Annotated in this window: 21 protein-coding genes; 15 read left to right on the plus strand and 6 right to left on the minus strand. The window is 30.4% G+C overall.

All coding sequences use genetic code 11. The features are described from left to right. The first annotated feature begins 53 nt into the window (after positions 1-53). From FMM56_RS00290 to FMM56_RS00320, 7 genes are all read left to right on the plus strand, one after another. Positions 54-440 carry a chemotaxis response regulator CheY gene (locus tag FMM56_RS00290; RefSeq protein WP_150180252.1) on the plus strand — a complete coding sequence of 129 codons (387 nt, stop codon included), beginning with the start codon at positions 54-56 and terminating at the stop codon, positions 438-440. Positions 441-466: 26 nt separating this feature from the next. Next, the gene (locus FMM56_RS00295; RefSeq protein WP_150207387.1) at positions 467-1,312 is read left to right on the plus strand and encodes a 50S ribosomal protein L11 methyltransferase; all 846 of its coding nucleotides are present in this window, start codon (positions 467-469) and stop codon (positions 1,310-1,312) included. After that, a complete protein-coding gene (gene ftsH / locus FMM56_RS00300; RefSeq protein ID WP_150139310.1) occupies positions 1,309-3,258 on the plus strand; it encodes an ATP-dependent zinc metalloprotease FtsH in 1,950 nt (649 codons plus the stop codon). The genes FMM56_RS00295 and ftsH overlap by 4 nt, the downstream gene beginning before the upstream one ends. Then, a complete protein-coding gene (locus tag FMM56_RS00305; protein ID WP_150139312.1) occupies positions 3,258-3,872 on the plus strand; it encodes a phosphatidylserine decarboxylase in 615 nt (204 codons plus the stop codon). The genes ftsH and FMM56_RS00305 overlap by 1 nt, the downstream gene beginning before the upstream one ends. A 9-nt stretch (positions 3,873-3,881) precedes the next feature. Continuing rightward, complete coding sequence (pssA, locus tag FMM56_RS00310; protein WP_150139314.1) at positions 3,882-4,598, plus strand: CDP-diacylglycerol--serine O-phosphatidyltransferase; 717 nt, start codon at positions 3,882-3,884, stop codon at positions 4,596-4,598. 79 nt (positions 4,599-4,677) lie between these two features. Beyond that, positions 4,678-5,628: a DNA cytosine methyltransferase gene (locus tag FMM56_RS00315; RefSeq protein WP_150207389.1), complete on the plus strand. Its 951-nt coding sequence runs from the start codon at positions 4,678-4,680 to the stop codon at positions 5,626-5,628. Further along, positions 5,606-6,514: a group I intron-associated PD-(D/E)XK endonuclease gene (locus FMM56_RS00320; RefSeq protein WP_150207391.1), complete on the plus strand. Its 909-nt coding sequence runs from the start codon at positions 5,606-5,608 to the stop codon at positions 6,512-6,514. The genes FMM56_RS00315 and FMM56_RS00320 overlap by 23 nt, the downstream gene beginning before the upstream one ends. Positions 6,515-6,543: 29 nt before the next feature. Here the strand turns inward: FMM56_RS00320 and FMM56_RS00325 are convergent, their stop codons facing one another. The 3 genes from FMM56_RS00325 to FMM56_RS00335 all read right to left on the minus strand — a co-directional run bounded on the left by FMM56_RS00325 (position 6,544) and on the right by FMM56_RS00335 (position 9,932). Continuing rightward, on the minus strand, positions 6,544-7,791 hold the full coding sequence (locus tag FMM56_RS00325; RefSeq protein ID WP_150207393.1) for an ArsS family sensor histidine kinase: 1,248 nt from the start codon (positions 7,789-7,791) through the stop codon (positions 6,544-6,546). Beyond that, positions 7,788-8,462, minus strand: a complete 675-nt coding sequence (locus FMM56_RS00330) for a response regulator transcription factor (protein WP_150139320.1) — start codon at positions 8,460-8,462, stop codon at positions 7,788-7,790. The genes FMM56_RS00325 and FMM56_RS00330 overlap by 4 nt, the downstream gene beginning before the upstream one ends. A gap of 66 nt (positions 8,463-8,528) precedes the next feature. Next, positions 8,529-9,932, minus strand: coding sequence for a DegQ family serine endoprotease (locus FMM56_RS00335; RefSeq protein WP_150139322.1), 1,404 nt, complete (start codon positions 9,930-9,932; stop codon positions 8,529-8,531). A gap of 160 nt (positions 9,933-10,092) precedes the next feature. Here FMM56_RS00335 and FMM56_RS00340 point away from each other — a divergent pair, with 160 nt between their 5' ends. The 8 genes from FMM56_RS00340 to FMM56_RS00375 are packed head-to-tail and all read left to right on the plus strand — an operon-like array spanning position 10,093 to position 17,708. Next, complete coding sequence (locus FMM56_RS00340; RefSeq protein ID WP_150139324.1) at positions 10,093-10,983, plus strand: DnaJ C-terminal domain-containing protein; 891 nt, start codon at positions 10,093-10,095, stop codon at positions 10,981-10,983. A 2-nt stretch (positions 10,984-10,985) separates the two neighbouring features. Further along, positions 10,986-11,357: a heat shock protein transcriptional repressor HspR gene (locus FMM56_RS00345; RefSeq protein WP_150139326.1), complete on the plus strand. Its 372-nt coding sequence runs from the start codon at positions 10,986-10,988 to the stop codon at positions 11,355-11,357. Next, a complete protein-coding gene (locus FMM56_RS00350) occupies positions 11,357-12,979 on the plus strand; it encodes a cation:proton antiporter (RefSeq protein WP_150207395.1) in 1,623 nt (540 codons plus the stop codon). Before FMM56_RS00345 ends, FMM56_RS00350 begins: the two co-directional genes overlap by 1 nt. Then, positions 12,955-13,299 carry a hypothetical protein gene (locus tag FMM56_RS00355; RefSeq protein WP_150139329.1) on the plus strand — a complete coding sequence of 115 codons (345 nt, stop codon included), beginning with the start codon at positions 12,955-12,957 and terminating at the stop codon, positions 13,297-13,299. Before FMM56_RS00350 ends, FMM56_RS00355 begins: the two co-directional genes overlap by 25 nt. Further along, the gene (locus tag FMM56_RS00360) at positions 13,299-13,919 is read left to right on the plus strand and encodes an HAD family hydrolase (RefSeq protein ID WP_150207397.1); all 621 of its coding nucleotides are present in this window, start codon (positions 13,299-13,301) and stop codon (positions 13,917-13,919) included. Before FMM56_RS00355 ends, FMM56_RS00360 begins: the two co-directional genes overlap by 1 nt. A 50-nt stretch (positions 13,920-13,969) precedes the next feature. Then, entirely contained in the window at positions 13,970-15,961 is a 1,992-nt protein-coding gene (glyS, locus tag FMM56_RS00365; protein ID WP_150139333.1) for a glycine--tRNA ligase subunit beta, read from the plus strand. Beyond that, the gene (locus FMM56_RS00370; RefSeq protein ID WP_150207399.1) at positions 15,958-16,779 is read left to right on the plus strand and encodes a M23 family metallopeptidase; all 822 of its coding nucleotides are present in this window, start codon (positions 15,958-15,960) and stop codon (positions 16,777-16,779) included. Before glyS ends, FMM56_RS00370 begins: the two co-directional genes overlap by 4 nt. Next, positions 16,776-17,708: an SAM-dependent methyltransferase gene (locus FMM56_RS00375; RefSeq protein ID WP_150207401.1), complete on the plus strand. Its 933-nt coding sequence runs from the start codon at positions 16,776-16,778 to the stop codon at positions 17,706-17,708. The genes FMM56_RS00370 and FMM56_RS00375 overlap by 4 nt, the downstream gene beginning before the upstream one ends. Here the strand turns inward: FMM56_RS00375 and FMM56_RS00380 are convergent. The 3 genes from FMM56_RS00380 to leuC are packed head-to-tail and all read right to left on the minus strand — an operon-like array spanning position 17,705 to position 20,058. Next, the gene (locus FMM56_RS00380; RefSeq protein WP_150207403.1) at positions 17,705-17,989 is read right to left on the minus strand and encodes a hypothetical protein; all 285 of its coding nucleotides are present in this window, start codon (positions 17,987-17,989) and stop codon (positions 17,705-17,707) included. The genes FMM56_RS00375 and FMM56_RS00380 overlap by 4 nt on opposite strands. A 57-nt stretch (positions 17,990-18,046) precedes the next feature. Beyond that, a complete protein-coding gene (gene leuD / locus FMM56_RS00385; protein ID WP_150139339.1) occupies positions 18,047-18,649 on the minus strand; it encodes a 3-isopropylmalate dehydratase small subunit in 603 nt (200 codons plus the stop codon). Positions 18,650-18,657: 8 nt separating this feature from the next. Further along, positions 18,658-20,058: a 3-isopropylmalate dehydratase large subunit gene (gene leuC / locus FMM56_RS00390; protein ID WP_150139341.1), complete on the minus strand. Its 1,401-nt coding sequence runs from the start codon at positions 20,056-20,058 to the stop codon at positions 18,658-18,660. Between the last annotated feature and the right edge of the window lie 2 nt (positions 20,059-20,060).

Here is a 20,060-nt window from a genome sequence, read left to right on the forward strand (position 1 = left end):
ATAGCTAAAAATGCTATAATGCGAATTTATAAATTTTTCAAAAAGGATGAATTGTGAAATTGCTGGTTGTTGATGATAGTTCTACTATGAGAAGAATTATTAAAAATACCTTAACAAGACTAGGGCATAACGATGTTCTTGAGGCAGAGCACGGAGTTGAGGCTTGGGATTTGCTTTCGCAAAATGATGATGTTAAAGTTTTGATAACAGATTGGAATATGCCTGAAATGAATGGATTGGAACTAGTCCAAAAGGTTAGGGCAGAGAAAAAATACGAAGATATGCCTATTATTATGGTTACCACAGAAGGTGGTAAAGCAGAAGTTATTACCGCTTTGAAGGCTGGTGTTAATAACTACATAGTAAAACCTTTTACTCCACAAGTTTTAAAAGAAAAACTTGAAGATGTGTTGGGTACAGGAAGTGATGTGGCTGGTTGAGTTGTAATCTTAACTTAAGCGATACTATGAAAAAATCTTATTACGAGTTATTTTTTAAGAGCGATGAAAATTATAAAGCCTTGTTTATAGACTTGGTCTTTGACCTTGGCATTGAAGCCATAGAAGAAAAAGATAGTGGTATTTATCTTCGCTCAATTTATGATTTAACAAATATATCAACAGCTCTAAGCGACTTTGCTACTAAACTTTCAAAGTTATACAATAAAGAAATTTTTTTAGAACAAAATATCACAAAAAAAGAAAATAAAGACTACATAGAAGAATATAAAAAAAATATTCAACCCATTTTAATAGATAAATTTTATATACATACAAGTTGGCAAAAAGATAAAAAAAATTTGAAAAATATCATAATAGACCCAGCCTTAGCCTTTGGTTCAGGGCACCATGAAAGTACTTATTCTTGTTTAAAACTTTTGCAAAAATTTGCAAAAAAAGATATGAAAGCCTTAGACCTTGGCTGTGGTAGTGGAATTTTAGGCATGGCACTTTGCAAATTAAAAGCCAGTGTTGAATGTTGTGATACCGATGAACTAGCCATTAAAAGCAGTTTAAAAAATGCAAAATTAAATAAGGTTAAATTTAAAAAAACTTGGTGTGGTTCTATTAATAAAGCAACTCACAAATATGATTTAATAGTAGCTAATCTTGTTTTTGATATTATTAATATTTTGCATAAGGATATTAAAAAGCATTTAAAAGATAATGCTATACTTATTTTGTCTGGAATTTTAAAAAAACATGCTGATTTAGTTAAAGAAAATTTCAAAGACTTAAAATTGTTAGAAAGCCTTGAAATGAATGAATGGCTTAGTTTAGTTTATAAAAATGATAAAAAAGGAATAAAATGAATAATAACAATCCTAATAACCCAAAGGGCAATCCTCAAAATAACAATAATTTTTTTAACAAAAATCCACTTTTGATATTTGGAATTTTTGCTATTGTTATGATAGTCCTTTTTAGAGGGTTTTTTGACGGAAGTAGTCCAATAGGCGGTTTAAGTGGTAATGAATCAAGTAAATCTGTGCCTTATTCTGAATTTAAAAAGCTTGTTGAAAGTGGTCAGATTAATCAAGTTAGCATAGGTCAAACTATGATTAAGGCAGTTTCTAGTTCTACAAATACCATTTATAATGTAAAAAGGGTTAGCAATGACCCTGAATTAATCTCTTTACTTGAAAGAAAAAATATAGCTTATGGGGCTTTTTCTGAGTCAAATTGGCTAACCGACATGCTTTTTTCTTGGATTTTGCCGATTTTTATCTTTTTTGCTATATGGATGTTTTTAGCCTCTCGTATGCAAAAAAATATGGGTAGTTCTATACTTGGAATAGGCAGTTCAAAAAAGCTTGTAAATTCTGAAAAACCAAAGGTTAAATTTGGCGATGTAGCAGGTGTTGAAGAGGCTAAAGAAGAGGTAAAAGAAATAGTTGATTTTTTAAAGTACCCAGAAAGATATATCCAGCTTGGGGCTAAAATTCCAAAGGGGCTTTTATTAGTAGGACCTCCAGGAACCGGCAAAACCTTACTTGCAAAGGCAGTTGCAGGAGAGGCTGATGTGCCATTTTTTAGCGTTTCTGGTTCATCTTTTATAGAAATGTTTGTAGGTGTTGGGGCTAGTCGTGTTAGGGATTTATTTGAAAATGCTAAAAAAGAAGCCCCGGCCATTGTCTTTATAGATGAGATTGATGCTATAGGAAAAAGTCGTGCAGCAAGTGGAATGATGGGAGGAAACGATGAAAGAGAACAAACCCTAAATCAACTTTTAGCAGAAATGGATGGTTTTGGTTCTGAAAGTTCTCCTGTTATTGTCCTAGCAGCTACAAATCGCCCTGAAGTACTTGATGCAGCACTTCTTAGACCGGGTCGTTTTGATAGGCAAGTACTTGTTGATAAGCCTGATTTTAAGGGTAGGTGTGAAATTTTAAAGGTGCATATGAAAGATGTAAAAATTTCATCAAAGGTTAAGGTTGAAGATGTAGCAAGACTTACTGCAGGTTTAGCAGGTGCTGATTTAGCAAATATTATAAACGAGGCAGCCCTTTTAGCAGGTAGAGATTCTAAAAAATATGTAGAGCAAAAAGACCTTGTAGAAGCGGTAGAAAGGGCGATTGCAGGACTTGAAAAAAAATCTCGTCGCATAAATGATAAGGAGAAAAAAATAGTTACCTATCATGAGTGTGGACATGCCTTGATTGCCGAAACTACAAAGGGAGCAAAAAGAGTTAGCAAGGTTTCAGTTATACCTAGAGGACTTGCAGCCTTAGGTTATACCTTAAATACCCCAGAAGAAAATAAATTTTTAATGCAAAAGCATGAATTAATAGCAGAAGTTGACGTACTTTTAGGGGGCAGGGCTGCAGAAGAAGTTTTTATAGGAGAAATTTCAACAGGGGCTAGTAATGACTTAGAAAGGGCGACAGATATCATTAAGGCCATGATTTCTATGTATGGAATGAGTGAGATTGCCGGTTTAATGGTCCTTGAAAAGCAAAGAAATACCTTTTTAACAGGTGGACAAACCATTAAGGATTATTCTGAAAAAATGTCTGAAAGCCTTGATGATTATGTTAAAAAAACTTTGGATGATAGATATAAGGATGTTAAAGATACTTTAAATTCTTATAAGGGTGCTATTGAAACTATGGTTGCTACACTTTATGAAGAAGAAACCATTGAAGGCGTGAAAGTTAGAGAGATTATTAAAGATTATGAAGAAGAAAATAATATGCCTACTCGCTTGCAAGAAGTAGAAAATAAAGATTTAAATTTACAAGAAGGCCAAGAAAGCTAATGAAAGCTTTTATCGCAAAAGAAGGCTATATAAGTTTAGCAGTAGTTTTAATCTTATTACTTTTATGCTGGATATTTTATAGCTTTTCTTTTTTGCTTGCCTTTTTGTTTATAGTGTTTTTAATCTTATTTAGAACACCAAGCATTAATCTAGCTTGTGTTGATAAAAAGGCTATTTTAGTACCCATTGATGGCAGAGTAGTTACCCTTAATACAAGTTTTTGCGATGACTTAGGAGAATGCATAGAACTTAGCATTAAAAATGCCTTGTATGATAGGGGTTCTCTTTACTCACCTTGCAATATGTACATTAAAAATATAAGCATAAAACATGGCTTAAATTTATGCTCTAATTTTAAACTAGCAGATAAATTAAACGAAAGAATTCATATCTTAGCTAAGTCAAATGATTATAAAATAGGCTTTTTGATAAGGGCAAATGCACTTGATAGAAGATTAAAACTTGATAATATAAGTGATACCTTACTTAGTGGACAAAGACTTTCTTTTTTATTAAATGCTAATGTGAGCTTGTTTTTACCATTAAATACGCGTTTGTATATTGGCCTGGGCGATGAGATTAAGGCAGGGTCTTTGCTTGGATATTTTGAATAGGGTTTAAAAATGAAAAAATTACAACTTATTTATATTTTACCAAATTTATTTACAGCAGCCTCTGCTTTTTTAGGCGTTATTTCAATCATATCTTCTTTGCAAGGTAATTACCAAAAGGCCCTGCTTTATATTATCTTATCTTTGATTTGTGATGGACTTGATGGTAGGATAGCAAGACTTACAAATTCTACTTCTAAATTTGGGGTTGAATTTGACTCCTTGGCTGATTTAGTAGCCTTTGGCGTAGCTCCTGCGATTTTTTTCTATGTTAGTATAGGCATTAATTTTGGTAGGTTTGGGGCATTAATTACTGCTTTTTTTGTAATCTTTGGGGCCATTCGCTTAGCAAGATTTAATGTTACAACAGGTACTTATGAACCTTCTATTTTTATAGGGCTACCAATCCCTACAGCTGCCATTGTAAGTGCTATTTATACCTATGCTTATGTGAGTTATGATTTTTTAAGAGATTATGATACCATCTTTTTAATCTTACAAGCCTTGCTTAGTTTTTTAATGGTAAGCAATATTCGCTATCCTAGCTTTAAAAAGATAGATTTTAGTCGTTCAAGTGTTTTAAAAGTCCTTGTTTGCTTAATAATTTCTTTTTCAATACTTTATCTTTATCCACTTGAAAGCGTTGTAATAGTAGTTAGTGTTTATGTACTTTATGGTCTACTTCGTGCTATTTATATGCTTTGTAATGCTAAATTTAAAAAGCAGTAGATTTTCTTAAAAGGCTTTTTAGTAAAATTTTGCAATAATATTTTTTGATTTCTTAAAAGTAGTAAAATAAGGAAATTTAGTGAATATAGGAAGTTTATTTGCAGGAATTGGTGGTATAGAAATTGGCTTTAAAAAGCGTGGTTTTGATACGGCTTGGGCGATAGAGATTGATTCAAAAGCTTGCGAAACTTACGCCTTAAATCATAAAAATAAAATTATCAATAATGATTTAAGCAAAGTTAATTTAAACGAGCTTGAAAATATTGACATCTTAACCGCTGGATTTCCTTGTCAAGCTTTCAGCATTGCTGGCTATCAAAAAGGATTCAAAGATGAGCGCGGAAATGTATTTTTTGAAATAATAAGATATTTGAAGCATTTTAAGCCACAAATTATTTTTTTAGAAAATGTTAAAAATTTAATTAATCACGATAAGAAAAACACTTTTAAAATCATTAAAAGCGAGCTTGAAAATTTAGGTTATCATTTAAAATATAAAGTCTTAAATACTGCTGAATATGGCAATATTCCACAAAATAGAGAACGAATTTATATAATTGGATTTTTAGATTTTGCAAAGTATGAAAAATTTTGTTTTCCACAAAAAGTGCCCTTAAAAAGAAAAATTACAGATTTTATAGATAAACGCGTAAATGATGAGTTTTATTATACTAAAAGTAAGTATTATCCAAAACTAAAAGCTGAGATGAAAAATCCTCATACGCTCTATCAATGGCGAAGGCATTATGTAAGGGAAAATAAATCTAATCTTTGTCCAACACTAACTGCAAATATGGGAACAGGCGGGCATAATGTGCCTTTGATAATTGATAGCGTAGATATTAGAAAATTAACTCCAAGAGAATGTGCGAGGTTTCAAGGTTTTAGTGAGAGTTTTCGCTTTCCGCCTCATTTAGCTAAATCAACGATTTATAAACAAATTGGTAATAGTGTTTCAATTAGCGTTATAGAAGCGATTGCAAGAGAAATTAAAAAAGTTGTAAAAGATGACATTAGAGCAGTTTGTTAGGGAAAATATTGTCAAAATAAACGATAAATTCAAAGATAGCTTAGTGCATAGTGATTTTAATGAAATTCAAGTGAAAGAATATTTAAAAAATTGCTTTATTGAAAAAATAAATTCAAAGGATTTTAAAAATACTCTTTTAGAAAAATTTGCTAATATGGAATATAAAAAAAGTAAAATCGTAGAAATTGCCAATGAAGAAATTCTTTATAAGGCAGATTTAGAAAATTTTTTAGAAATAAGTATTTTTTTAGAACTTTGGCATTTAATTGACTTTGAAAAATTAAAACAAGCAAATCTTGATTTTATTCAAAATGTCTTAGCAAAAGATAAATTTAAATTTATAGAAAATAAGCTTGAAAAAATTTTAGAAAAAGCTTTATATTTAGCTTCTATCGATGGCTTTTCTACAAATTTGTTGCATATAAATTCTGGAGTAATGACTGCTAATGCTGGTGATAGTGCCCAATTTCTTTTTTTGGCAAGGGCGATTTTGGCTGGGTTTAATGCCTCGAATGTAGATGTTAGAAGTAGCAGGTATGACGTGATAGTAGATTTTGAAAACACGCTTTTACGCATTCAAGTAAAGGGAATTTCAACAGGAAATATCATAAGTTTTAAGGATAGAGACAGAGGTGGTCAAGGCATAGATTATACTCACGAAAGAAATCGTGGAAAAAGGATTACACAAAAAGATTGTGATATTTATGTGGCTGTGGATAAACAAGTGGGATTTTGTTATATTATTCCAATGACTTACGCAGATAAATTAAGCGATGAAGAATGTAAGAAAGTTAAACTAAAAGATGTCCAAATGTATAAAGAAAATTGGGATATTATCAAGGAAGTAGCTAAAATTAAAGTCGATAAAAAAGGTATTTTTGCGTAAAGTTGTTTAGTATTATATGTTTTTATCTTTTAAATTTTTTCTTGTATCTTATTTAGGTTATTAAAATAAAATAAATTCATTTCATCCTTATACTCATAAGTAAGCTTCATGCCATGTGTTTCTAGTATGGTGCTTACTATGTAAAGACCAAGGCCAAAGCTATCTTTTTGTTTTGAACCTTGCGTAAAGGCTTGAGTGTAGTATTCAAGGGAGCTGTTTAGTTTATTGCCCTTGTTTTTAAAGCAAATAAAATCACTTTTTATATCAATTTGTAAGAATTTATCTTGAGAATATTTCATGGCATTGTCTATCATATTTTTAATAGCTGTTGTAAAGAGTTTAAAATCAACATTTACAAAAAAACTTTCACTCATAAAAATTTGGACATTGCTTTCATCAATCATAGCAATTTCTTTTGACTCATCTAAGATATCTAAGATATTGTATTTTTTACGATTGATAAAGGCAGCCCCTGAGGTGATTTGTTCAATGGCAGCAAATTCATTTATTAAAATTTCAAGTCTATTAAAAATATTTGCAAGCCTTTCTTTATATTTTGTATCTTCAAGCATTTCAAGGGTGATAAGCCCCTTAGTGATAGGCGTTTTAAGTTCGTGCATCATATTTCTTATAAAAAAATGCCTAGATTGATTTAGTTTTTCTATCTGTCTAGTAGCTTGATAAAAGGCATCGCCAACCTGTGAAATTTCATCAAAGCCCGTGCTTATGTTTTCTATCTCATTTAATTTGCCCTGTGCGAATTTGTCAATTTGTACCTTTAAGGTCCTTAAAGGCTTGATTTTTTTCAAAACAAAGGCATAAAGTAAGATAATTATACAAATAACAACCACTGAGATTATCTTAAAAACCACATATCTATAACCTTGATAATCCTCGTCCTTATAAAGATGTACTACGCCATTATATATGATATTCAAATAAACACTTTGCTTATAAGATATGATTTGAACTATGCCATTATCTACTTTATCGGTATATAAAACCTCTCCTAAACGAAAAACCTCTCTTATTTCTTTTGGTATGTTAATCTTTTTTAAAGAATCATAATTTTTAGTTCTTTCTTTTAATTGATTTTCATCAATCAAGCCTTTTAAGTGCCAAATTCTAACATTTGCAATTAAGCTATATTTGTTATTTAATTCATTTGTATAATTTTGCTGGTCGTATTTTATAAGCCATAAAAAGGCTAAAACAACACTCACCCCTGTTAAGATAAAAACAAAGGTGATTATATAAAAGATTGACGAGCGATTCATTGAGTAAGTTTGTAGCCTATACCACGTATAGAATGGATATATTTTGGTGTTTTTGGGTCATCTCCCATTTTTTGACGAATTCTACTTATTATAACATCTATGCTTTTATTTGAACTATCTTCTCCAATTGATGAACAATTATAAACTAATTCTTCCCTGCTTACAACTCCACCTTCTTTTTTGATTAAATAGCTTAAAATATCAAATTCAGCATTTGTTAATACCAATTCTTGCCCTTTCATAGTGATAATATGTTTATATTGGTCGTATATTAAGTCTTTTATACTTTTTTCAATGGCTGATTTTGTATTATAAATTCTTCTTAAATGACTTTTAATCCTAGCTTGTAATTCTTTTGGATTATAAGGCTTTGGTAGATAATCATCAGCACCAAGCTCAAGGGCATTTACCTTATCGCTTATATCATGCCTTGCACTTGATATAATAATAGGGGTATCGTATTTTTTACGAATTTCTTCACAAACTTCAAGTCCATCAAGTCCAGGCAAGGATAAATCTAATATTATTAATTGATATTCTTTTAAGGCAAGTTTAGAAAGGCCTATGTATGGTTCATGTGCTATATCAACTTTCATATCAAATTTTTCTAAGTACTCTGCTATAATCTCTGCTAATTCTAAATCATCTTCTATCATAAGGATATTTGTCATGTTAAAATTCCTTTAAAAAAATTTTATAAATTTTAAACTAAAATCTAAAATGAAAGGATAATCCTTTCATTTTAATATCAATAAATTTGCACTTCCATTCCTATAAACCCAAACTTTTAACAAGCCTTTTTTATGCTTTAATATTGTGTTTAAATCATTTAAATTTCTAATTTCTAATTGACCAACAGCAATGATTATATCATTTGCTTTAAAGCCTGTTTCTTGACCTAGTGATTTTTCTTTTACCTTTGTAACCAAAACCCCATTTATATCATTTGTGATTTTAAGCTTAGTTCTATCACTTGCATCTAAATTTTTCAAGGTTAAACCCTCGATTAAGCTTTCTTGAGTGCTAGTATTATTTACTTCATCGCTTTTTAACATAAAGCTAAGTTCTTTAAATTCCCCATCTCTTTCAAAATAAATAGTTATTTTTTGATCAGGTTCAAGTGTGCCTATGTAATTTTTTAAATCAGTTGGAGTTTTAATAACCTTATTATTTACCTTTGTTACCAAATCCCCTCTTTTAAGTCCGGCTAAATCAGCTGATGAACCCTTTTGAATTTCAGTTATTAATGCCCCTTCCTGGCTTTTATAAGCCTTTTTACTATCAGCTTGCAATGGGGCTATTGTAACGCCTAAAAAGCCTCTTTCAATCTTGCCTTTTTCTATAAGTTTTTTAGCAATATCCTTTACCATGTTTGAAGGAATGGCAAAACCTATGCCATTATTTCCTCCACTTCTTGAAAGAATGGCCGAGTTTATCCCAACAAGCACCCCTCTACTATCTACTAAGGCACCCCCTGAATTTCCAGGGTTAATAGATGCATCTGTTTGAATGAAATTTTCGTATTGATTTAAGCCTATGTTATCTTTATTAAGTGCTGATATAATCCCACTTGTAACGCTAAAACCAACGCCAAAAGGATTACCTAAGGCAAATACTACATCCCCTTCTAAAAGCTCGTCAGAATTTCCAAAACTAACAGCATTTAAATTTGAAGTTTCTATTTTAATCACGGCTAAATCCGTTTTAGAATCCTTTCCTATAAGCTTTGCTTGATACTCTGTATCACTACCTGGCAGAGTAACCGTGATTTTATCTACATTATCAACTACATGATTGTTTGTAACAATGTAGCCATCTTTTGAGATAATAACGCCTGAACCTAGCGAACTAACCACTTCTTGATTATTTCTTTGTTGAGGCATATTAAAGTCAAAAAAATGTTTAAAATAAGGGTCGTTAAAAAAATCATCAAAGGCACTTCTAGTGTTTCTAGTAACTGTTTTTGAAGTAGATATATTAACCACTGATTTTTTAACATTTTGAATAGAACTAGAATAAGAAAGAATTTCATCATTTTGTGTAGGATTAATGCGTTTTACATTACTTGGGGCTTCATTAATATTAATAGTTGCTGAAAACAAAGCACAGGCAAGGCTGGTGCATAAAAATATTTTTTTCATAATTTTTCCTTTCTTTAAGAAATTATTTTGCAAGTATAAGCTTAAAACTTTTCTCATTTGTAAATGAAAAAAAACTTGAGTTAAAAAATTAATTAAACTTGATTGACTAAGGCTAAAGTTTTATGTTATAATAGTTGCAAAATTCAAAGGATTTAAAAATATGAGTAATAGTTTATATGACACTCTTGGCATAGCTAAGGATGCAAGTAGCGATGAGATAAAAAAAGCTTATAGGAGGTTAGCTAGAAAATATCATCCTGATATTAATAAAGAAAAAGGTGCAGAGGATAAATTTAAAGAGATTAACGCAGCCTATGAAATTTTAAGCGATCCTAAAAAACGAGCCCAATATGATAAATATGGCGATTCTATGTTTGGTGGGCAAAGTTTTCACGATTTTACAAGAAATGCTGGTGGGGTTGATATGTCTGATATTATAAGAGATATATTTAATAGACATTTTGGTGAAAGTGAATTTAATAGAGGTGGCAATTTTTCAGGCTTTAAATCAAATGGCTTTTCTGGTTTTAAGTCGCGTTTTGAAGAAGAAAATTTAGATAAAAATACTAAGCTTAGTATACCTTTTGAGTTGGCTATTTTAGGCGGAGAATATAGCATAAATTTAAATGGCGAAAATGTTAAGATTAAAATTCCTTATGGTATGAAAAATGGAGAAAAGCTTAGAGTTCGTGGCAAGGGCAAAAAGAGTGGTTCAAATGTTGGGGATTTAATCATACAGCTTGAAGTAGAAAAAAGTAACATTTATGAAAGGGACGAGGATGATTTAAGCCGCAATTTTGATATTAGTTTGCATACTGCTTTTTTTGGTGCAAAATTAAATATCAAAACACCTAAAAGAGAAGTTAGCGTTAAGATTCCTGCAAATTCAAAAAATGGACAAAAAATTCGCCTTAAGGGCTTTGGCGTTCAAAATAGAAAAACGGGAATTTATGGAGATTTATATTTAATTTTAAATATTGTTTTACCTAAACTTGATAGTTTGGACGAAAAATTTGTTAAACTATTGGATGAGAATTTACCTAAGGATTAAAGATGGAGCATAATTACGATGAACCGGTTTATTTAATAAGTGTAGTTGCAAAGGTGCTAAGCATTCACCCTCAAACACTTAGACAATACGAAAGAGAGGGGCTTGTAGAACCAAGTAGAACAGATGGCAAAATAAGGCTTTATTCTCAAAGGGATATAGATAGAATCAAGCTTATTTTAAGGCTTACTCGTGATATGGGAGTAAATTTAGCAGGTGTTGATGTGATTTTAAAACTTAAAAGTCAATTACAAGAATTTGAAAATTTGGTAGAAGAATTGCGTTTAGAACTTAGCAAAAAAGAAAATGGAGATAAATCAAAGGCTGTTGTAAAAAGAAAAAATAGCTTTGATTTGATATTTTACGAGAAACTTTAATGGATATTGTTTTAAAAGCCTTTTTAATAGCATCTTTTAGTGCTATTGTTTTAAATGTTATATTTAAAAAATTTGAATTGCCAACTATAATTGGCTACATAATAGCAGGTATTATTATATCACAACTTTATCATTTTAGTGGGAGCGAGGAATTTTCTCATATTGCTGAATTTGGTATAGTTTTTTTAATGTTTAGCATAGGGCTTGAATTTTCTTTTCGTCATTTAATGGCAATGAAAAGAGAGGTTTTTTTAAATGGTAGTTTTCAAATGCTACTTTGTGGAATAACCTGTTTTTTTATAGCTGCTTATATATTAAATTTAAACGACAAAACAGCTTTAATTGTAGGTTTTGCCTTAGCCCTTTCATCAACTGCTGTAGTGCTTAAAATTTTAAATGATAATGGAGATATTAATAATACTTACGGCAGAAAGGCACTTGGAATTTTACTTTTTCAAGATATAGCAGTTATCCCTTTACTTTTATTAGTCGACGTTTTTTCATCAAACAACCAAGACATAGCAAAGCTTATTTTAACGACTTTATTTAGCGTTATAATCTTATTTTCTATGCTTTTTTTAATAGGAAAATATCTACTTGATAGAATGCTTCGCTTTGTAATTAGGGCTTCTAGCCAAGAAATTTTTATACTAACAATATTATTTATAGTAATAGGGGCTAGTTTTTTAGCACATGATTTTGGCTTTTCTTATTCTTTGGGAGCCTTTATAGCAGGGGTTTTAATAGCTGAAACAAGATATAAGCATAAAATTGAAGCAGATTTAATCCCCTTTAGAGACCTTTTGCTTGGCTTTTTTTTTATAACTATAGGCATGCAAATAAATTTTAATATAGTTTTTGAAAATTATATAATGATTTTGTTTTTATTTGTAGCTGTGCAAGTGGCTAAATTTGTAATTAGCTTTGGTTTTTTATGTTTATTTACTAAAAAAAGAAGTGCCTTGAAAACTTCCTTTTCTATTATGCAAATAGGGGAATTTGCCCTAGCTATATTTGCCCTTTTACAAGCAAAAAATATGATTAATGCTAATACAGCTCAAATTTTAATAGTAACAGCTATTTTAACAATGATTTTAACACCCTTTGTTTTAAAACATATAAGCAAGATAACTGATATTGTAGAAGATTTTACAAGCAATGAAAATATAAAGCAAAGATTGCCAGAAAATAAACCTAGCAATCATTTAGTAATTTTTGGTTATGGTCGCTTAGGACAAGAGGTTGTTCAAAGGATTAAAAATACAGGTGTTTCTTATTTGGTTTTAGAAAGTGATTTAAATTTGGTAGAACTTGGGGTAAGTCGTGGCGAAAATGTATATTTTGCAAATGCTACCCAAGAAGAAACATTAAAGATAGCAAATATAGAAGAGTGTGCTGTTGCCATTATTACTATAAATAACGAGGTTAAGCTTGAAATGATTTGTGAGTGTTTAACACATTTTAAAAAGCCTATTGATACGATTATTCAAGTAAATGGCTCATATAAAAAGCTACTTTTTTCAAGCATAGATGAAAATATTCATGTAGTAAGTTCTGAAAAAGTAGTAGCAAGAACCCTAATACAAGAGGCCCTAGAATGCAAGATTCGCAAAAATTTATAAAAAATAACGAAAAGGCTAAGCGAGTAAAATATATAAGAAGCTTAGAAAAATTTGCAAGCGTTGCTGTAAATACTTTAAAAAAAGATGATTTTGATAAGGATAAATTTAAAGAAAGGATGCTAAAAAATATGAAATTTTTTGAAAAAAATGAAGCAGTAATTTTAAATGCTAATTATGCAAAGAGTTTAGAAAATTTTGTTAATGCTTGTTTGGATTTTTCAAAGGAAAAAAGCGAGCTATTAAATCTTGCAAATGCCCTTGACAAGCTTAAAAACAAAAATAAAAAAGAAAAACACAAAAATTATTTAAAGGATTTTTAATGATAAATGTATTTTTTGATATGGATGGGACCTTAATTGATAGTTCAAATGCCATTGCTATGGCTGTTAATGAGATAAGGACTGATAATAAACTACCAGCACTTTCAAAGGCTGAAATTTATGGTATTATAAATACTCCTGGCATTGATTGGGCTAAGGAACTTTATGACGCAAATGACTTTACTCACAAAAGCTTTAAACAAGGCTTTGAAAGGTATTTTGTAAAGCATTATGAACAAAGCGTGGTGCTTTTTGAAGGCGTTATGGATGTGCTTAAATTTTTAAGAGGGAAAAATTGTTATTTAGCAATTGCTACAAATGCTCCTCAAAGTTCTTTAAAACGCATTTTAAATAAGTATAATATCTTACCTTTTTTTGATAAGGTTGTAGGGGTTAGTGAAAATATGGAACCTAAGCCTCATCCCATGATGCTAAATTTATTACACGAAGAAGCAATCTTTGAAAAAAGTATTTTTGTGGGCGATAGTTTAAAGGATAGAGAATGTGCTATGAATGCAAATATACCTTATTATTATGCAAAATGGTATCAAAATGAGTTAAAAGACAATGAATTTAATAACGCTCAAATGTTGATTGAATTTTTACAAACTCATTTATAAGGATTAATTAATTTTAGTTAAAATTTTTAAATTATAAAGAAAGAGTTAGAATGAGTGAATTATTAATTGAAGTTGGAGTAGAAGAATTACCTGCTATTCCATTATTAAAAACCCTAAATCAAATTCAAAATAATTGGGAAAATACTCTCAAAGAATATCGCTTGCAAAGTGAGTTTGAATTTTTTTATACTCCTAGAAGATTAGTTTTTTTTCATAAAAATTTTAAAGAAAAACAAGAAGAAAGTTTTGAAGAATTTATAGGAGCCCCAAAAGAAATAGCATTTAAAGACGGAGTTTTATCAAAGGCTGGACTTAGTTTTTTACAAAAGGCTAATATTAGTGAAAATGAGTTAGGCTTTAAAGAGATTAAAGGAAAAGAGGTTTTGTACTATCAAAAGCAAGTTAAAGGCAAAAACGCAAAAGAATGTTTAGGCTTAATGATAGAAGAGTTTTTAAAGGGTTTAAATTTTGGAAAAAGTATGCGTTGGGGGGCTTACGATTTTGAATTTATACGTGCAATTCGTTCTTTTGTTTGTATCTTAGGAGATGAGTTAGTAGAGTTTGAAAGCTATGGGGTAAAAAGTGCTAAAAAGACCTTTATTCATAGAAGCATAAGCTATGATTTACTTGAATTTGACACTATACAAGATTATTTTAAACTTTTAGAAAAAAATTTTATTATCTTAAATCAAGAAAAAAGAAGAGAAAAGATTATAAGCGAGTTTAATCACTTAGAAAATAATTTTAATATAAAAATAGCAAATGATGAAGAACTTTTGCAAGAAGTAGTTGCTATTACTGAATATCCAAAGGCGTTGCTGGGTACTTTTGATAAGGAATTTTTACAAATTCCAAGCGAGGTTATTATAACTTCTATGAGAGAAAATCAACGTTATTTTGCTGTTTTTAATGAAAATACTTTAAGTAATCATTTTGTAGCGATATGTAATGCTGTGTGTGATGATTATTCTTTGATAATTAAGGGCAATGAAAGGGTATTAAGGGCCAGATTAAGCGATGCTATGTTTTTTTATAAAAATGACTTACAAAGTGGTTTAGAGCCTAAAAAACTTGATAATGTAGCATATCTTGATGGGCTTGGTTCTATGAATGATAAGGTTGAAAGAGAAAAGAAGATAGCTAAAATTTTATGCAAAATTTATAATAATGAAAAAATTGATGAAATCAATAAGGCCTTAACTTACGCAAAGGCTGACTTGCTTACTCAAATGGTTTATGAGTTTACGAATTTACAAGGTGTTATGGGGGCTTATTATGCAAAAAATATGGGTTTTTCTTATGAAATTTGCAAGGCTATTAAAGAACAATATCTGCCAAATTCTGAAAACTCACCCCTGCCAAGTAGTGAGTTTTCAAGCATAGTAGCCTTAGCAAATAAGCTTGATACGCTTTTAAGCTTATTTAGCATAGGTAAAATTCCAAGTGGGACAAAGGACCCTTATGCGTTAAGAAGGGCTGCAAATGGGGTTATTAAGATAGTTTTAAATTTAAATTCAAATTTTGATTTAAATGAGTTTTTAAACCAAGCAAAAAGTGCATATAAGGCCTTTGATATAGATATTTTAAAAGAATTCATACTTGAAAGACTTTATACCTTTTATGAGGTTAATGCTTCTTTTGTGAGTGCTGTTTTAAGTTCTAAAAATAGTGATTTAATTTATATTAATGAATGCGTTAAGGCCTTGATAAATCTTAGTAAAAAAGATGAATTTGAAACGAATTTTAGCACCTTTAAAAGACTTGCAAATATCGTAGTTAAGATTGAAAATGATATTGATGAGGGCTTATTTGAAGAGGTTGAGATTAAGCTTTTTAAGGCCTTTAAAGAAGCCATTAAACAAACAAATATACAAATTAGACTTGAAAATTTATTTTTCCTAAAGCCTTTAATTGATGATTTTTTTGATAAGATAATGATAAATGTCGATGATACAAGGCTTAAAACGAATCGCCAAGCCTTAGTTTATAGTATTTACAAAGAATTTTTAAAAATTGCTGATATAAAGGAGTTAAGTTTATGAAACATATATTTTTAAGTTTAATAATCGCCATTTTCTGCCACGCTTATGATGATTTAAGCTTAATAAAGGGACAAGCCTTATTTTTAGAATTTGACAAAAAAGACTTAGTAAGCTTAAAGGCAGGGGATAAGAATTTACCATTTTTTGCACACCCTAGTAAGGAAGATAAGGTTGCGGCCTTATTTGGAATTTCTTATAAAAATCCTCCAACAAGCACAAAAATAACAGCTACTTACAAGGATAAAACTAGTAGCTTTAATATAAAAACCTTACAAGGTAATTATAAAAGTGAAAAATTGCAAGTTGAACCAAAAAAGATTAATCCTCCAAAAGAAGTACAAGAAAGAATAGCCAAGGAGTTAAAAGAGGCAAATGCTGTATATACAAGCTATACAAATAAGGCACTTTTTGATGGTAAATTTGAAAAACCCTTAAATAGTGTTATTACAAGTGATTTTGGCAAGGCAAGAGTCTATAATAACACGCTTTCAGGCTATCATGGTGGGACTGATTTTAGAGCTCAAACTCCAACTCCTATAAAGGCAGCAAATTCAGGTGTTGTACGCATTGCAAAGGATAGATATTATGCTGGAGGTTCGGTTATAATTGACCATGGCTATGGAATTTACTCACAATATTATCATCTCTCACAAATTGATGTTAAAGTGGGACAAGAAATAAAAAAAGGCGATATTATAGGACTTAGTGGGGCTACTGGTAGGGTTAGTGGGCCTCATTTGCATTTTGGAATTTTTGCAAATTCAAAGCAAGTTGACCCCCTTGATTTTATTGAAAAATTTAATTTGCTTTGGCAATGAAATTTAGCCAATTTTTCAATACTTGGTTACATGAACTTTATTATAAACAGGGCGTAAAAATCGGCAAGGATGGCGATTTTTACACAAGCGTAAGCGTAGGTTCTTTATTTGGGACACTTCTAGCAAAACATTTTTTAAGCTTAATTGATAATAAAATTTTAAAATTTCCTTGTGAAGTTATAGAAATAGGGGCAAATGAGGGCTTTTTAAGCAAGGATTTTTTAACTGCTTTATTAATGTTTAGACCCAGTATTTTTAAGGATATAAGCTTTTTTATAATAGAACCTCACGAAAATTTGCGTTTAATGCAAAGAAAAACCCTTGAAGGAGTTGAGTTTTTGCATAAAAACAGTCTTAAAAAATGTAGCTTTGATAATGCCTTTATTTTTTGCAACGAGTTATTTGACAGCTTTACACTAGAATTAATAGATAATGATAAAATGGGATTTATAGATGATTTTAAAATATATTTTGATGATATAGATAAAGAACTTTTAAAAGAATGCAAAAAAATAAATTTAAAAAAGGGCGAATTTAGCACTGCTTTGCTAGGTTTTTTTGAAGATTTAAATTTAGCCTTTAAAAAATTTATTTTTGCTAGTTTTGATTATGGTAAAAAAAATATTAATGATTTTTCTTTAAGAATTTTTAAAAAACATGAACTTATTAATCCCTTTGAATGCGATTTAAAAGAGTTTTTTGGAAAAAGTGATTTAACCTATAATGTAAATTTCAATCATATTTTTTATCTTTTAAAAAGATATAATTTTAAGCTTTTGGCCTTTGAAAAACAAAATGTAGCCCTTTTAAATTTTGGCTTTGAAGAACTTTTAAAAAGGTATTTTAAAGAAGAGTGGTTAAACCAAGCAAAATACCTTTTTTTTAATTTCGATGAAAAATTTCATTTCTTAGAATTTCAAAAAATTTAATCTATCATAGGAGGTGGCAAAAAGTCGTATTCTTCTCTTTTTAATAAAGGAAATCTTTTAAACATACGAGAACAATACAAATTTAGCTTATTCTCATCATAATCCTTAAATCTAGGGTCAAATTCTTGTATAGCTTGCAACATAACATTTCTAGGAATTCCTCTTTTCATGCAACATGCTAGATAGTTTCTATATTCAGCAATAGGGCTTTTATCGGGTCTGCTTTTCCTACCTATCTTGCCTACATAAATAACTTTATATTTTCTTTGTAATTTTTTCATATATTCTCCTTATAAAATTTAAGAGATATTATAACCTAAATTTTCTTAAAAAACAAATTATACTAAGTAAACTGATGAATTATTTTCATAAGCTTTTATTTTTTCTTTATATTGCAAGGTTAAATCAATGGTATCAAGCCCTTCTAAAAGGCATTTTTGATGAAATTCATCTATTTCAAAATTAAATTCCTTACCAAAGGCAAATACTTTTTTATCTATTAATGAAATTTCTATATTTTTATCATCGCTATTTTCTAGGCTTTCAATTAAAAAATCCACCTCTTTTTCTGTTAAAACAACGGCTAAAAGCCCGTTTCCTAGTGCGTTATTTTTAAAAATATCACCAAATCTTGGGGCAATTATAGCCCTGATTCCAAAGTCCATTAATGCCCAAGGTGCGTGTTCTCTTGATGAGCCATTGCCAAAATTATCCTTTGCAACTATGATAGAAGCACCCTTATAAGCTTCTTGATTTAGTTTAAATTCAGGGTTTAAAACGCTTTCTTTATCATCCAAATAACGCAAATCATGAAACAAATGCTTTCCAAAGCCTATTTTTGAAACAGAAAGCAAAAATTGCTTAGGGATAATCTGGTCAGTATCTATATTTGCGAAATTCAAAGGACAGGCTATTCCTTTATGAGTTATAAATTTTTGCATATTCTCTCCTATAAATAAGTTCTAACATCACAAATTGCACCCTCAATAGCACAAGCTGTAGCGCTTGCTGGTGACATTAAATGAGTTATCGAATCCTTGCCCTGTCTTCCTACGAAATTTCTATTTGAAGTAGAGGCTACTCTTTGTCCAGGAAGTGCCTTATCATCATTCATAGCAAGGCACATTGAACAGCCGGGCAATCTCCATTCAAAACCTGCTTGAATGAAAATTTTATCAAGCCCTTCTTCTTCTGCCTTATTCTTAACCCACATAGAACCAGGCACAGCTAAAGCCTTTACATTTGGACTAATTTTTCTTCCCTTTAAAACACTAGCAGCAGCCCTAAAATCTTCAATCCTACCATTTGTACAAGAACCTATAAAAACAACATCTATCTTTTCACCTAAAAGACTTTGATTTTCTTTAAGCTTAGTATATTTAAGGGCATCTGTTAGGCTTTTTTTATCTACTTCATTTGTAAAATCATTTACACAAGGTACTTTTTCATCTATGCCTATAACTTGTCCTGGATTTGTACCATAAGTAATTTGAGGGCTAATCTTTGAAGAATCAATTTCTACAATCTTATCAAATTTGGCGTCCTCATCGCTTTTTAAATTTTGCCAATTTTTTATACACTTATCAAAGTCAAGGTCTTTCGGGGCAAAAACACGGCCCTTAATGTATTCAAAGGTAATATTATCAGGTGCTATCATGGCAGCTTTAGCCCCAAGTTCTATAGCCATATTTGAAAGGGTCATTCTCCCTTCCATGCTTAAATTTTCAATACTTTCACCACAAAATTCCACACAATATCCAGTTCCTCCAGCAGTACCTAAAACGCCTATTATATAAAGTATTAAATCCTTTGCATAAACGCCCTTTGCTAAATGGTTAAAGCAGTGAATTTTCATAGTTTTAAGTCTTGCTTGTTTAAGCGTTTGTGTAGCCATTACATGTTCAACTTCTGATGTGCCTATCCCAAAGGCAAGTGCTCCAAATGCCCCGTGCGTAGCAGTGTGAGAATCCCCACACACAAGAGTAGTACCTGGCAAGGTAAAGCCAAGTTGAGGTCCTATGATATGAACTATGCCTTGATTTTTATCTCCCATTCCAAAGAGTTTAACGCCAAAATCCTTTGTATTTTGCATTAAAGTAGTGATTTGTTCTTTTGCCATAGGCGAACAGGCGTTTAAATCAGAACTTTGTGTTGATACATCATGGTCTATTGTAGCTATTGTTAAATCAGGCCTTGCCATTTGTCTTTTAGCTAGTTTTAGTCCTGAAAAGGCTTGTGGACTAGTTACTTCGTGTACTAAATGTCTATCTATGTATAGGGTTGGAATTTCATTTGGTGCTTGAAAGACAATATGGCTTTCATATACCTTTTCATAAAGTGTTTTACCCATTT

The sequence above is a fragment of the Campylobacter sp. LR264d genome, assembly GCF_008633895.1.
GTDB lineage: Bacteria > Campylobacterota > Campylobacteria > Campylobacterales > Campylobacteraceae > Campylobacter_D.